This is a genomic window from Pseudomonas indica NBRC 103045 (genome assembly GCF_002091635.1).
Classification (GTDB): domain Bacteria; phylum Pseudomonadota; class Gammaproteobacteria; order Pseudomonadales; family Pseudomonadaceae; genus Pseudomonas_M; species Pseudomonas_M indica.
Genome location: NZ_BDAC01000041.1, coordinates 1 through 13,886, shown reverse-complemented (window position 1 = coordinate 13,886; position 13,886 = coordinate 1). Strand labels below are relative to the sequence as shown.

12 protein-coding genes are annotated in these 13,886 nt (G+C 56.4%); 10 read left to right on the top strand and 2 right to left on the bottom strand.

What is annotated here, in order from left to right; genetic code table 11:
- Positions 1–25: 25 nt before the first annotated feature.
- Complete coding sequence (locus PIN01S_RS25860; protein WP_084339790.1) at positions 26–1,657, bottom strand: NAD+ synthase; 1,632 nt, start codon at positions 1,655–1,657, stop codon at positions 26–28.
- 167 nt (positions 1,658–1,824) lie between these two features.
- On the opposite strand from PIN01S_RS25860, the gene PIN01S_RS25855 reads away from it, so the two are divergent.
- The 3 genes from PIN01S_RS25855 to PIN01S_RS25845 are packed head-to-tail and all read left to right on the top strand — an operon-like array spanning position 1,825 to position 4,986.
- Entirely contained in the window at positions 1,825–2,061 is a 237-nt protein-coding gene (locus PIN01S_RS25855) for a PP0621 family protein (RefSeq protein ID WP_084339789.1), read from the top strand.
- The gene (locus PIN01S_RS25850; RefSeq protein ID WP_084339788.1) at positions 2,051–3,643 is read left to right on the top strand and encodes an ATP-binding protein; all 1,593 of its coding nucleotides are present in this window, start codon (positions 2,051–2,053) and stop codon (positions 3,641–3,643) included. Before PIN01S_RS25855 ends, PIN01S_RS25850 begins: the two co-directional genes overlap by 11 nt.
- A 2-nt stretch (positions 3,644–3,645) precedes the next feature.
- Positions 3,646–4,986, top strand: coding sequence for a sigma-54-dependent transcriptional regulator (locus PIN01S_RS25845; RefSeq protein ID WP_084339787.1), 1,341 nt, complete (start codon positions 3,646–3,648; stop codon positions 4,984–4,986).
- A gap of 16 nt (positions 4,987–5,002) precedes the next feature.
- Here PIN01S_RS25845 and thiO read toward each other — a convergent pair whose 3' ends face one another.
- The gene (thiO, locus tag PIN01S_RS25840) at positions 5,003–6,100 is read right to left on the bottom strand and encodes a glycine oxidase ThiO (RefSeq protein ID WP_084339791.1); all 1,098 of its coding nucleotides are present in this window, start codon (positions 6,098–6,100) and stop codon (positions 5,003–5,005) included.
- Between the two features lie 100 nt (positions 6,101–6,200).
- On the opposite strand from thiO, the gene PIN01S_RS25835 reads away from it, so the two are divergent.
- The 7 genes from PIN01S_RS25835 to PIN01S_RS25805 all read left to right on the top strand — a co-directional run bounded on the left by PIN01S_RS25835 (position 6,201) and on the right by PIN01S_RS25805 (position 13,756).
- Entirely contained in the window at positions 6,201–6,725 is a 525-nt protein-coding gene (locus PIN01S_RS25835) for a GspH/FimT family pseudopilin (protein ID WP_084339786.1), read from the top strand.
- Positions 6,726–6,821: 96 nt separating this feature from the next.
- The gene (locus PIN01S_RS25830) at positions 6,822–7,310 is read left to right on the top strand and encodes a GspH/FimT family pseudopilin (RefSeq protein WP_084339785.1); all 489 of its coding nucleotides are present in this window, start codon (positions 6,822–6,824) and stop codon (positions 7,308–7,310) included.
- Positions 7,307–7,771, top strand: coding sequence for a type IV pilus modification protein PilV (pilV, locus tag PIN01S_RS25825; protein ID WP_084339784.1), 465 nt, complete (start codon positions 7,307–7,309; stop codon positions 7,769–7,771). Before PIN01S_RS25830 ends, pilV begins: the two co-directional genes overlap by 4 nt.
- Positions 7,768–8,847 (top strand): PilW family protein, encoded by a 1,080-nt coding sequence (locus tag PIN01S_RS25820; RefSeq protein WP_084339783.1) that lies wholly within the window; start codon positions 7,768–7,770, stop codon positions 8,845–8,847. Before pilV ends, PIN01S_RS25820 begins: the two co-directional genes overlap by 4 nt.
- Positions 8,844–9,350: a pilus assembly PilX family protein gene (locus tag PIN01S_RS25815; RefSeq protein WP_084339782.1), complete on the top strand. Its 507-nt coding sequence runs from the start codon at positions 8,844–8,846 to the stop codon at positions 9,348–9,350. The genes PIN01S_RS25820 and PIN01S_RS25815 overlap by 4 nt, the downstream gene beginning before the upstream one ends.
- A gap of 6 nt (positions 9,351–9,356) precedes the next feature.
- Positions 9,357–13,328 carry a pilus assembly protein gene (locus PIN01S_RS27285; RefSeq protein ID WP_084339781.1) on the top strand — a complete coding sequence of 1,324 codons (3,972 nt, stop codon included), beginning with the start codon at positions 9,357–9,359 and terminating at the stop codon, positions 13,326–13,328.
- A gap of 11 nt (positions 13,329–13,339) precedes the next feature.
- Positions 13,340–13,756, top strand: coding sequence for a type IV pilin protein (locus PIN01S_RS25805; RefSeq protein ID WP_084339780.1), 417 nt, complete (start codon positions 13,340–13,342; stop codon positions 13,754–13,756).
- Positions 13,757–13,886: the final 130 nt, after the last annotated feature.

The following is a 13,886-nucleotide window of genomic DNA, read 5'->3' as shown; positions in this document are numbered from 1 at the left end:
CCTCGGCCTCCCTTTTTCATACCTGTCAGTCGCCCAACCGCCATCCCGATGTGATCGGGTAGCGACGGTCACGACCGAAGCCACGTTGGGTAATTCGTGCCCCTACCGCTGCCTGACGCCGCTTGTATTCGTTCAAGTCCACCAGGCGCAGCACCCGATTGACCGTGTCGGCATCGAAGCCCTCGGCGATGATCGCGTTGGCGGACAGGTCGTACTCGATATACAGCTTGAGAATTTCATCCAGCACCGGGTACGGCGGAAGCGAATCCTCGTCCTTCTGATCCGGCGCCAGTTCCGCTGATGGCGGGCGATCGATGACCCGCTGCGGAATCACCTGCCCCAGCCCATTGCGGTATTCACAGAGACGGAAGACCAGCGTCTTGGGCACGTCCTTCAACACATCGAATCCGCCGGCCATATCGCCGTACAGCGTCGCGTATCCCACCGCCATTTCGCTCTTGTTCCCGGTGGTCAGCACCAGATAGCCCTTCTTGTTGGAAATGGCCATCAACAAGGTGCCGCGGCAGCGCGCCTGAAGGTTTTCTTCCGTGGTGTCCCGCCCCAGACCTTCGAATACCGGCGCCAGGGTCTCCATGAACGCCTCGACCATCGGGGCGATCGGCAGCACACGGTAGGTCACGCCCAGCGCCTTGGCCTCGGCCTCGGCATCCTCCAGGCTCATCTGAGCGGTATATCGGTAAGGCATCATCACCGCTTCGACGTGTTCCGCTCCCAGTGCATCCACCGCGACCGCCAAGGTCAGCGCCGAATCGATACCACCGGAAAGCCCCAGCACCACGCCCTTGAAACCATTCTTCCGAACGTAGTCCCGCACCCCCATGACCAAGGCACCATAGACGCTGGCCTCCAACTCAGGCAGCGGTGCACAGCTGGCCTGGCGCGGGAGAAGCCGATCGCCGTCGCACCGGAAATCGACCGGATACAGCTCCTCGGCAAAAGCAGGCGCGCGCTGGCAGATCGCTCCGTCGGCATCGACGACACAACTGCCTCCATCGAACACCAACTCGTCCTGACCGCCAACCTGATTGACATACAGGATCGGCATTCCGCCCTCCTTCGCCCGCTCGGCCAGCATTTCCTCCCGCTCGCGTTGCTTGTCCAGGTGGAACGGCGACGCGTTCAAACTCAGCATCAGCTTGGCACCGGCCTGCCTGGCTTGCGCCATCGGCTCCGGGAACCAGATGTCCTCGCAGATCGACAACGCCACCGGCACGCCTTTGATATCCAGCACGCACGGCTGGTCGCCTGCGACGAAATAACGCTTTTCGTCGAACACACGGTAATTGGGTAAATGCTGTTTGTAATAGGTCGCCAGCAATTCGCCGTCGGCGATCACTCCGCAGGCGTTGTAACGCTGCTCCCCGTCCAACCAGGGGTAACCGACCACCAGATAAATGCCGCTCACCGCCATCTTGAGCCGCTGCAAACCCTGCTCGATACGCAGTTGCATGCTCGAACGCAGGAGCAGATCCTCCGGTGGATAACCGCACAGCGCCAGCTCGGGAAAGACAATGACGTCAGCCTCCCGCTGATCGCGCGCAATACAGGCAGCCTCGATGATGCGCTCGACATTGCCATGCACATCGCCCACGCGCAGATTCAGTTGGGCCATGACGACCCGCAGGGTTTGGCTCATGCTCGCCTCCAGAAATCCGGGCGACGCCGAAATTCGGCAGTCACCATGAAAAAATCCATTCTCCCGCATCGGCCTCTGCAGAAACAACGCACAGCCGTTGCGTTGCCGGCTGTGCTGGCGCGACGAGCTTGGCTAAACTGCGAGGCTTTGGACAAGAAGAGACTCCCATGGGCCTGTTTCGCCTTCTGTTCTGGATTGCCATCATCGCTGCAGCCGTCTGGCTCTGGCGGCGCATTAACCGCCCCCGCCCGGCTCACCGGGACAGCCCCGCCGCCGACAAGCCCATGGTCCGCTGCGCCCAGTGCGGTGTTCACCTGCCCCGCGAGCATGCCCTGAACCGGGGCGAACGCTGGTATTGCAGCCAGGCTCATCTGGAACAAGGCCCTACCGACGGTGAGCGCTGATACCCTGGCACTGAGCGGCCAGCAGGGCCGCCGGATGTTGCGCCTCTATCATCTCTACCGACTCTGCATCGGCCTCGCGCTGGTGCTGTTGATCTCCAGCGACCTGGACGATCAACTGCTCAACCTGTTCCACGAAGAGCTGTTCCGGTACGGTAGTTGGTTCTATCTCGGCATCAACGCGCTTTTCGCGGTGCTGGTCCGGCGCCCGAAACATGTCGCGCAGATTTTCAGCCTGGCACTGGTAGACGTAATCCTCCTGGCCGCACTCTTCTATGCCGCTGGCGGGACATCCAGCGGTATCGGCAACCTGCTCATCGTCGCAGTGGCCATCGCCAATATCCTGCTCCGCGGGCGTGTCGGCCTGTTGATCGCCGCCGTGGCCAGCATTGCGATGGTCTACCTGGTGTTCTACCTGAGCATCAGCCGTCCTGCGGTCGCCAGCCAGTATCTGCAAGCTGGCGCGCTTGGCGCGCTCTGCTTTGCCGCCGCCCTGTTCGTGCAAAGCATCACACGCCGCCTCCAGGTCACTGAGACGCTCGCCGAGCAGCGTGCCACCGATGTCGCCAACCTGGAAGCGCTCAACTCGCTGATTCTCCAGCGCATGCGAACCGGCATTCTGGTGCTCGACAACCAGCACCGTGTGATCCTGGCCAACCAGGGCGCCCTCAACCTGCTTGGCCACGAAAAACTGACCGGACGGATTCTCGATCCCTACTGCCCCGACCTGATTCAAAGCCTGAAACAGTGGCTGAGCAATCCGACACTGCGCCCCTCGAACGTCCAGGCGCCCAAAAGCGGGCCGATGTTGCAGCCCAGCTTCGTCGCCCTTCAGCGCGGTGCCGAGCAGCACACACTGGTATTTCTCGAGGACATTTCCCAGATCGCCCAACAGGCACAGCAACTGAAACTGGCCTCTCTCGGCCGCCTGACCGCCGGCATCGCCCACGAGATCCGCAACCCACTCGGCGCCATCAGTCACGCCGCCCAGTTGCTACAGGAGTCCGACTCGCTGGACGAAGCGGATCGACGGCTCGCGCAGATCATTCAGGACCATTCGCGGCGAATGAATCTGGTCATCGAGAACGTGCTGCAACTGTCCCGCCGACGCCAATCGGAACCGCAGTTGCTAGACCTGAAATACTGGCTCCATCGCTTCGCCAGCGAATTCCGCACCTCCGCCCGCCCCGACCAGACGCTGCATATACTGACCGAAGGCAGCACCATCCAGACACGCATGGACCCGCATCAACTGACCCAGATTCTGACCAATCTGGTGCAGAATGGCCTGCGCTACAGCGCTCAACTCCATTCCCAAGGGCAAGTCTGGCTGAGGCTATTCCGCGATGCGGACAGCGACCTGCCCGTTCTGGAGATATTGGACGACGGGCCCGGCGTGCCCGAGGAGCAACTGCAGCACCTGTTCGAACCCTTCTACACCACCGAAAGCAAAGGCACCGGTCTTGGGCTCTACATCTCCCGGGAACTCTGCGAGAGCAACCAAGCCCGTCTCGACTATAAACCGCGTGAGGGTGGCGGCAGCTGCTTCCGCATCACCTTCGCCCATCCGCGCAAGCTGAGTTGAACATGAGCATCCGGCAAAGAGCCCTGATCGTCGACGACGAACCCGATATCCGCGAACTCCTGGAAATCACTCTGGGACGCATGAAGCTGGACACCCGCAGTGCACGCAACGTCAAGGAAGCCCGTGAGTGGCTGGCGCGCGAGCCTTTCGACTTATGCCTCACCGATATGCGGTTGCCTGACGGCAGCGGGTTGGACCTCGTCCAGTACATCCAGCAGCGCCACCCGCAGGTCCCGGTCGCCATGATCACCGCCTACGGCAGCCTGGATACCGCCGTCAATGCCTTGAAGGCCGGCGCCTTCGACTTCCTCACCAAGCCGGTGGATCTCAACCGACTGCGCGAACTGGTCGCCACCGCTCTCCGCCTGCGCTCACCCAGCAGTGAAGAAGCTCCCGTCGACAATCGACTCCTGGGCGAATCTCCACCCATGCGCACCCTGCGCAAGCAGGTCGCCAAGCTCGCCCGCAGCCAGGCCCCGGTGTACATCAGCGGTGAATCGGGCAGCGGCAAGGAACTGGTTGCCCGACTCATTCATGAGCAAGGTCCGCGCACGGAACAACCCTTCGTGCCGGTGAACTGCGGCGCCATTCCCTCTGAACTGATGGAAAGCGAATTTTTCGGCCACAAGAAAGGTAGCTTCACCGGCGCCATCGAAGACAAACAAGGCCTGTTCCAGGCCGCCAACGGCGGAACCCTGTTCCTCGACGAAGTCGCCGACCTACCTTTACCCATGCAGGTCAAGCTGCTGCGCGCCATCCAGGAAAAAGCTGTTCGCGCTGTGGGGGGGCAGCAGGAAGTCATGGTCGACGTGCGCATTCTCAGCGCCACGCACAAGGATCTGGCAGCGGAAGTCGCCGCCGGACGCTTCCGCCAGGACCTGTATTACCGCCTGAACGTCATCGAGCTGCGTGTACCGCCCTTGCGGGAGCGCCGTGAAGACATTCCCCTCCTGGCCGACGTCATGCTCAAGCGCCTCGCCGAAGGCACTGGCCAACCTCCGGCAAAACTCACCAGCGAAGCACTGGAGAAGCTGAAGAACTACCGCTTCCCCGGCAACGTACGCGAGCTGGAGAACATGCTGGAGCGCGCCTACACCCTCTGCGAGGACGACCTGATCCAGGCACCCGACCTGCGTCTGGCCGATGCATCCGGTGCTGCCGAAAGCGGCGAGGCCAGCCTGGCCCAAATCGACAACCTGGAAGATTACCTGGAAGAGATCGAGCGCAAGCTGATCATGCAAGCGCTGGAAGAAACCCGCTGGAACCGCACCGCAGCAGCCCAACGCCTGGGGCTCACCTTCCGCTCGATGCGCTATCGCTTGAAGAAACTGGGGATCGATTGATCCCCGTCGCTAAGCCTTAACCAAGCCTTCCGGCTGGTGCATACGGCGCCGGATCGACAATCGGCGAGCGCTCCAGCATCAAGTCCGCCAACAACCGGCAGGAAGCAGGCGCGAGCACCAGCCCGTTCCGGTAATGCCCGCAATTCAGCCAAAGCCCTTCGAAACCGGGCACAGGACCAATGAACGGAATCCCCTCCGGCGACCCCGGGCGCAACCCCGCCCAATGCCCGACCACCTCGGCCTCCGCCAGGGCCGGCAACAACTCGGCCGCCGAAGCCTTCAAGCTCTCCAGCGCCTCGTTCGTCGGCGTCTTGTCGAACCCGGCATGCTCGAGCGTGCTGCCCACGAGGATATGGCCATCACGCCGGGGAATGGCATAGCGCCCCTTGGCCAGCACCATGCTGGGCAGAAAATCCTCCGCAGACTTGTACAGAATCATTTGTCCCTTGACCGGCTCGACCGGTAACTCGACACCAAGCTTGGCCAGCAATTCGCCGCTCCAGGCGCCTGCGGCAACCAGCACACGACTGCCCTTCATATCTCCATTGTTCGTGGAGACGCCCCGGACTTTCTCTCCATCCCGAAGAAAACCCGTGACACCCGAGCCCTCAACGATCTTCACGTTAGGCAACTGTTTCAGTAACGCTTTCAGGGCATTCAACAGCCGGGGGTTACGCACATTCGCGACATCCGGCATGCAGATCGCCCTCTCGAACCCCGCCCCCAGGCATGGAATAGCCGCGTAGACAGTTTCCATCGCGACTTTGCCTAACGGACGGCCCTGCTCTTTGGCCCATTGCAGGGCCCGCTCTTCGTCCTCCAGATCCAGCCAATACAAACCCGTGACATGAACCTCAGGATCGACTCCGCTATCGAGTCGTAACTGCTCACCGAACCGCGGATAAAAATCCTGCGACCAGTGCGCCAACGCCGACACCGCGCTGGAATAACGCCACGGATAAAGAGGAGAAACGATTCCTCCACCCGCCCAGGAGGCTTCACGACCAACTTCGCCCACTTCCAGCAACGTGACCTCAAGCCCGGCAAGTGCCAACTGATGGGCCGAAAGCAGCCCCAGTGCACCACCTCCCACAATGACAACCGGATCGTTCACATTTCCCCCGTAAAGCCACAACCGCAGCTTGATGTTCGAAAGAACAGTGCGTTAGAAAACCTCAAGGCCAGGACGGTCTCTCGACAAAAGGATTTGCATTATGCCGCCCCACCAGCAACAGGCGTTCAGCCTGCATGAACTGCTCGTCACGCTACTGCTGATCGGTATCCTGATGGGTATCGCATTGCCAAGTTTCAGCGCTTACATACGCCACAATCAACAAGCGGTCTTGGTCAATCAGTTGATCACCATTCTGAGTCATGCCCGCACTGCTGCAATCTCTGGCCCCAGCTTGATCACCGTCTGTTCAGGAGCAGCACAGTGCGAAAACGGTCGCTTCTGGACGCAGCAAATCCTGACCTTCAGAGACGCCAATGGGGACGGGAGACTCGACGCTGAAGAGACAGTGCTACGAGCGGACACCCTGCCGGGCAATGCCGCCTGGGCCTGGTCCAACTTCCGCGTTCGTCCCTACATCAGCTTCAAAGCCAACGGCACCACCCACAGCCTGAACGGCACCTTCACTTTATGCGAAAACAACGACCCTATCGATGGCGTTGTGATCAGCATCACAGGGCGTGCCAGGCATGCAAAACCACATGAACTGAAAGACTGCGTTCAGTGAACCGCTCACCCGGACGAACCAACCGGATGTCTCCATTTTCTTGTGGCACGAAATCAAGCTGGGATGATTCGCTGGTCGATGTATACGAGACCAGCCATGCGCTATTCCCGAGGCTTCACCCTGATCGAACTGATGGTGACAGTGGCCATCCTGGCCATTCTCGTCAGTATTGCCGTGCCGTCCTTCCGCGACATGATCCAGAGCAACCGCATGTTGAGCATTACCAACAACCTGATGACCGCCCTTCAATTCGCGCGCTCAGAAGCAATCAAGCGCGGCGTGAGGGTAGACGTCTGCCGCCAGAGTAACGGCGCCTGCTCGAATGGCACGGGCTGGCAGGACGGATGGCTTGTGAAGGTTAACGGCACCGGTGGTGCGGTTCTACGTGTTTGGGAGGCAACCAGCAGTAGCGATCTAGTGGTGGGGCCCGATGCAACCTTGACCTTCCGTCCCAACGGCATGGTTACCGCGACTGCGGACACATCCTTCAGCGTCAAGACCTCGAGCTGTACGAACAGGACGATGTATACCGTGACCCTAACGCCTACAGGACGAGCCACCAGTACAAAAGGAACTTGCCAATGACTCGCCTCGCTTCCCATCGACAACAAGGCGCCACGCTGATCGAGGTGCTCGTTGCCGCCCTGATCCTTTCGGTCGGCCTGCTCGGACTCGCAGGGCTTCAGGTCACCAGCGTCAAAAGCAACCAGAGTGCCTATATCCGCTCTCAAGCAACGTTGCTTGCGTATGACATTGCCGATCGCATGCGCACCAATCGAGCAGCAGCACTGAATGGTACCTACGATTTTGGGCTGACAAACAGGAGCTGTGACAGGTCCTTGGACGCAAGCGGAACGCTGGCGGAAAAAGACAAGGCCGAGTGGTTGAACAATCTTTCATGCCTGCTTTCCAGCGATGCCCAAGGCAGCATCGCCAGAAACGGAGCGGTATTCACCATCACGATCAAGTGGGACGACAAGCGCGGGGACGTCCGTCTCAATCCTTCTACCGATCTACAAGAATTCATTTATCGGACCCAACTATGAGTACTCTCTTCTCGCACAACCAGAAGGGTCTATCCCTGATCGAGCTGATGGTAGCCATGCTCATCAGCCTGATATTGCTGGGCGGTGTTCTACAGGTGTTCTTGTCCAGCAAGAATCTTTATAACACCAACACAGCCGTATCCCGTGTCCAAGAGAACGGGCGCTTCGCCACGGAGTTCCTCTCTTTCGATATTCGACAGGCTGGGTACAAGGGCGAGTGTCTGACCACCCCGATGCAGCAACTCGATTTATCGAGATCGAGCCAGGATGTACAGAACTCATACAGCACCACACCAGCCATACAGGGATGGGATGGTGTCAAACCTTCCATATTTCTCAGCTCAGAATCCATACGCGCCAACACCGACTCGCTGATTGTCAAATACGCCGGGGACGGTTCGGAGTTCAATGGGGGCGGTACTAATAACCCTCAAACGCCTAGTATCACCGTAGGTGACGGTGCCAGTACCGACGTTTATGCCGGACAGATCGTCATTCTCGCCAACTCAACGGGCTGCGATGTCTTTCAAAACACTAACAATAGAAATGCCAGCTCATTTCAAAAAGCCGGCAGCAATGAATCACCAGGCAACATTAACAACAAGGACTGGAGCCAGTCATATTCCGGGAGATTTTCCTCGTATATTCTGAGAAGCAATACTTATTACATCCGAGACAATGCTGGTCGCCTTCCTTCATTGGTCAGGAAGGTACTGAGTCCGACACGTCAGGATGAAGAATTGATAGAAGGCGTCATCGATATGCAGGTGACTTACGGAATCGACCGCAACGGTGACCGGATAGCCGATGAGTATGTAAAAGCAGGCACGAACAATCTCACCACAACAGGAGCGGGTGACTGGGACAAGGTCGTCTCTGCCCGCGTTTCACTGCTTGTGATCAGTCCGGAAACCAATGTCGTCGACGAACTGCAGCAGTTCGTTTACCCGGCTGCCAAAGGCATCACCAAGGAAGACACATTCGCCAAGTACGTAGACGGCACAGTCACTATCAAGTCCAAGCGCCTGGCCCAAGTCTTCACCACCACCGTCGCCATCAGGAACCGTCTGCCATGATCCGCCAGCCCAACCTGACTCCAAAACACCAGCGAGGTGCGGTGCTTCTGATCGCACTGATCATGCTGCTCTTGTTGACCATCATCGGCATGGCCGGCATGCGCGACACCAACATGCAGGAAAAGATGGCTGGCAACCTGCGTGATCAGAACTTGGCATTCCAGGCAGCCGAAGCCGGGCTTCGCTTCGCCGAGCAACAGGCGAGAGGAAGCTATGCCACTTTGAACGCCATGACAAATAACACCACTACTGAACCCGCAACCTATAGCGCCTTTCCAGAGGGCGTCGCCGCAAAGCCCACCTACACCATAACCAAACTGCCCCACCCAGGTCCGCTGGATATGCAGGACATCATCAACCCCCAAACAATGGGCGGAGAGTCTCTGGCTGCGGGAGAGGCAATGATTCTGGACTTCGTTCTGGTACGTATCGAAAGCACCGGAACCGGCATGAGCCCGGACGCAAAAGTAAAGTTGCGTTCGCTTTATTTTGTTGAGGAATGACAAGTCATGAAGGCACCCTTTAAGGAAGGCGCGATTCGCAGAAACTTCCTTCTGATTAGCTGCGTATCATTTCTCTGGACACTATCCGCAGGTCACGCTGTAGCGGAAGTTTCCCAGTCACCTCTTCTTTTGGGGGGAGGAAATGTTCCAGGAAACCTGGCCCTCGTTCCCTCCGTCGAGTGGCCCACGATTCTTTCCGTTGCCAATACTGGTAACTACAGCTCCTCCAACACTTATGTAGGTTATTTCGACCCGCAAAAATGTTATACCTACAATGGTGCAGCCAACGCTGGCTGGTTTGAACCCAGCAGGAAAACCACCACACGTCAGTGTGGCGGGAGTTTCGAATGGAGTGGCAACTTCCTCAACTGGGCAGCTACACCAACCATTGATCCATTCCGTAGCGCTCTAACAGGTGGCTATCGCTACCGAGATGAAGTTGGACTTACCGTCTTGGAGAAAGCGAGACATACTGGGCAAAGCACTGCAGGCAACAGGCTTGCTGGCAATGAAATCCCGGCCACTGAGTTATCCAATGCTGTTCCGGTAGTTAGTGGCTCCTCCAACTGGTCGAACTTCTATATTCGTCTGGCCGGATTGGGCAACGAAATGCTTTTTGCCGTCCAAACAAATGGCATGACCGATGACCCCAACACTACAACTGTCAACGAAGAAAGAATTGACGAATGGATTTATTTGAATGATCCAAATGAGATCTCTCTACAGTGGAATAATGGAAAACTAAGAACAAGTTATACAAATAATTCTCAACAAGCTCGAAATTTCTATCGACTCAAGGTCAGGGTCAAGGTCTGCGACCCCGCTGTCGGAGTAGAGGAAAACTGTAAACTTTATAGCGCAAACAACTATAAACCTGAAGGTCTGATTCAACAGTACTCCGACTCGCTCCGCTACAGTGTTTTTGGTTATCTCAACGACAGCAATATGCTTCGTGACGGAGGCGTTTTACGTGCACAACAAAAATATGTAGGACCGACAAAGCGCAATGTAGGCCAACCTAACGCGATAGCCAATACGGCACAAGAATGGGATCCTGAAACAGGTATTTTCATTCGAAATCCAGACCAACTCACTCAAAGCATGGGCATTACTATTGCAGACAGCGGAGTAATTAACTACCTGAACAAATTCGGCCAACTCACTCAAAACCCGCACAAGTCATACGACCCCGTCAGCGAGCTCTTTTATACAGCCACCCGTTATTTTAAAAACCAGGGAAACATCCCTTCTTATACTACTGCGTCACCGCCTTACCTCACCAATCCTTCAGCTGATCAGAAAGCAGCATGGGTTGATGGATTCCCCGTCCTTACAGAATGGAACGACCCAGTCGAGTATGCATGCCAGAAAAACGTTATTCTTGGCATTGGCGACACTAATACCCATAGAGACAAAAATCTTCCTGGCAACAGCTCTACCATACAAGAGCCTGCTGTTCCGCAAGAAGTTACCACAGACACTTCCGTCAACGCCGCATCCTCAACACAAAAAGTTGCGGCACTGGAAGGCATCACCATCAACACCCCATTCAACTCTTCACGCAACAGCTCGGCATATATTGCTGGGCTAGCTTACCTAGCCAATACGCAGGACATTCGACCGGACTGGACTGGAAAACAGACAATCTCTACTCATTGGGTGGATGTCCGTGAAAATCAAACGCTTGCAGGGCGAGCGAGCAATCAATATTGGTTGGCAACAAAATACGGCGGTTTCAAGGTTCCTAAGGAATTTGGCGACCCCTATGCAAGGACCGCGGCATTACCACAAGACTGGTGGACGAATGGTGACAGACTAGAAAATAACGATCTGCGCCCTAAGAATTTTTACGTCGCAAGTGATGCGACACGCATGGTCCAGAGCTTGAAAGAAGCATTTGCGAATATTGTCTCCGAGACCCAGAGCACTACCTCTGCCTTGTCTACAAACTCTACGAGATTGAATACCGGCACCGTAGTATTCCAATCTCTGATTGATAGCAGTAAATGGAGTGGAGATTTGCTTGCAAAAGCCGTAACCAGTAATATTGACAGCGACGGAAACATTAGCGTCAGCGTCAGCGATACCCCAAGCTGGAAAGCCGCCACGAAGCTGGATGCCATCTCCGAAACGTCCCTAGGAAATCGTAGAATTTTCACCTCGACGGTACCGACCAGCGACACAGGCTCCAACGCCCTGCGCTCGACAAGTGCGGTCAATTTCACATGGGATGCCCTATCAACCAACCAGCAAAATGCGCTACGCCAAGTCCAAGGCGGCACGACGCTTGTCAGCGAAGAAGTAGGAAGGAACCGTCTAGCGTTCCTGCGCGGCTCGCGCACGAATGAGCGTAACGCCGATAATCCGGAGAGACCTTTCCGTGAGCGCGGCAGCCGGCTGGGTGACATAGCGAATTCGGACCCGCAATTCATCCATAAGCAAAACTTTGGCTATGCACAACTGCCGGAAAGCGCCGGGTTTTCCGCCAATGTTGCAGCAGCCTATACCGCCTTCCGTAACACCGCGACCTATCAGAACAGGACTCCGCTCGTCGTCGTTGGTGCCAACGACGGTATGCTCCATGGTTTCGATGCCAGCATTGGAAGTACCGGCGGCCAAGAGCTGTTCGCTTATATTCCCAACAGCGTTTTCAATAATCTGTATGAGCTGACGCTGCCCAGTTACGCTCACAGGTATTACGTGGATGGCACACCCCGCATCGGGGATGCCTACGTAGGAAACAACTGGAAAACATTGGTTATAGGCTCTACTGGCGCAGGTGGACGTAGCATCTTCGCACTGGATATCACCAACCCTGCGTCCATGAGCACCAGTAACGTTCTTTGGGAATTCACCCATGCTGAAATGGGCTACACTCTGGGACGGCCGAGTCTTGTACCGTTGCCGAACGGTAAATTCGGTGTTGTAGTCACCAGCGGCTACGCAAGGGGTACCTCTACCACTGATGGCTATATCTGGATTCTGGACGCAACTGACGGCAGCGTGATCAAACGCTTTACCCTTCCCAATAGCGGTGACTTGGGCTCTCCTCTGGCAATCGATATCAACAATGACAAGGTTACTGATCGAATCTACGCTGCGGATACTAAGGGTAAGGTATGGCGCATGGATATCAGCGGAAGCACTGTGAGCGCATGGGATGCACCATCCGGCCTAAAAAGCGGGGCCAATATCATTCCGCTTTTCACTGCTCGAGACTCAACTGGCGAAGCGCAACCGATTACGGCCCCTCTAGATGCGGCTTATACAACTGATCGCAGGATCATGCTTGTATTCGGGACAGGTAGTTTCTACCAAACGACAGATAATGAAATTCCTGATAATCCGCAGGTCAACTCTTTCTACGGAATCATCGATAGCGGTGCCCAGATAAGCAGCCGCACCGACTTGCGTGAGCAGGAAATCATCGGAGAAATCAGCAGCGGAACGCTGAAAGGCCGCGCATTAAGTAACAACACAGTCCAAAGTACAGATAAAGGTTGGTTCATCGACCTTAAGGTAAGAGGTGCAAGCGCCACAGGAGAGCGTGTTGTCAGCCAAGCGTCGCTAGGCGGCAATAGGGTAACCTTCACCACATTAATTCCCTCGAATGATCCGTGTGGCGGTAACGGCAAAAGCTGGATCATGAGCGTCGATCTGGCTAGCGGTGGACGCTTACCCTATTCCTATTTCGATTATAACGGTGATGGGACGATTAATGAGGAGGACTATATGACCATCGGGGAAGGTGATTCCAGAATCACGGTCCCAGTATCCGGTATCTCTGATCCCGATGAAGGCGCCGTCAAGGGCACGTTAGACTTGGACAACCGCTCTAATGGTAAACGTTATCTGTGTTATGCAAGCTCCGTATCGAGCACTTCTGGAAATGGCTCGACGCCTATCTGCATCGAGGTACTTGGTGGTAACGAAGACTCCAACCGCCTGTCTTGGCAAGAAGTGAGAAGCAACCAGTGACACAGCCAAAGATGAAGAGAAGGCAGAATGCCTTCACGCTGATCGAATTGATGATAGTGGTCGCCGTCATTGGCATCCTGGCGGCTATTGCCTATCCGTCTTATCAGGAGCATGTGCGAAAAGCACGGCGTGCCGATGCACAGACCGCGCTGATGGAACTGTCGCAGCACATGGAGCGCTATTTCACGGCCAAAGGCACATACCTTAATGCCACACTTCCCTATAGCGAGTCCCCAAAAGATGGAAGCGGCACGAAATTCTATGACCTGCGCTTTGCCACGGGATCGCCGACAGCCACCGCCTACGTGATTCAAGCCGCCCCCAAAAACGGGATGGCCAACGACAAATGCGGGACCTTGACGCTCAGTAATACGGGATTAAAAGGCCAAGCAACTACGGCTACTACAGCCGAGTGTTGGAGGCGGTAAGCGGTCATCAGGTAAACATACGAGCCGCGCCAAGCGCTAACGTCAAAGCACCTGCCCCTACGTTCGGCTCGCAAGGATTATCAGCTTACTTTTTGGTACCTGCTTAAGAAGCGAAAAGGCCGGCGATTCG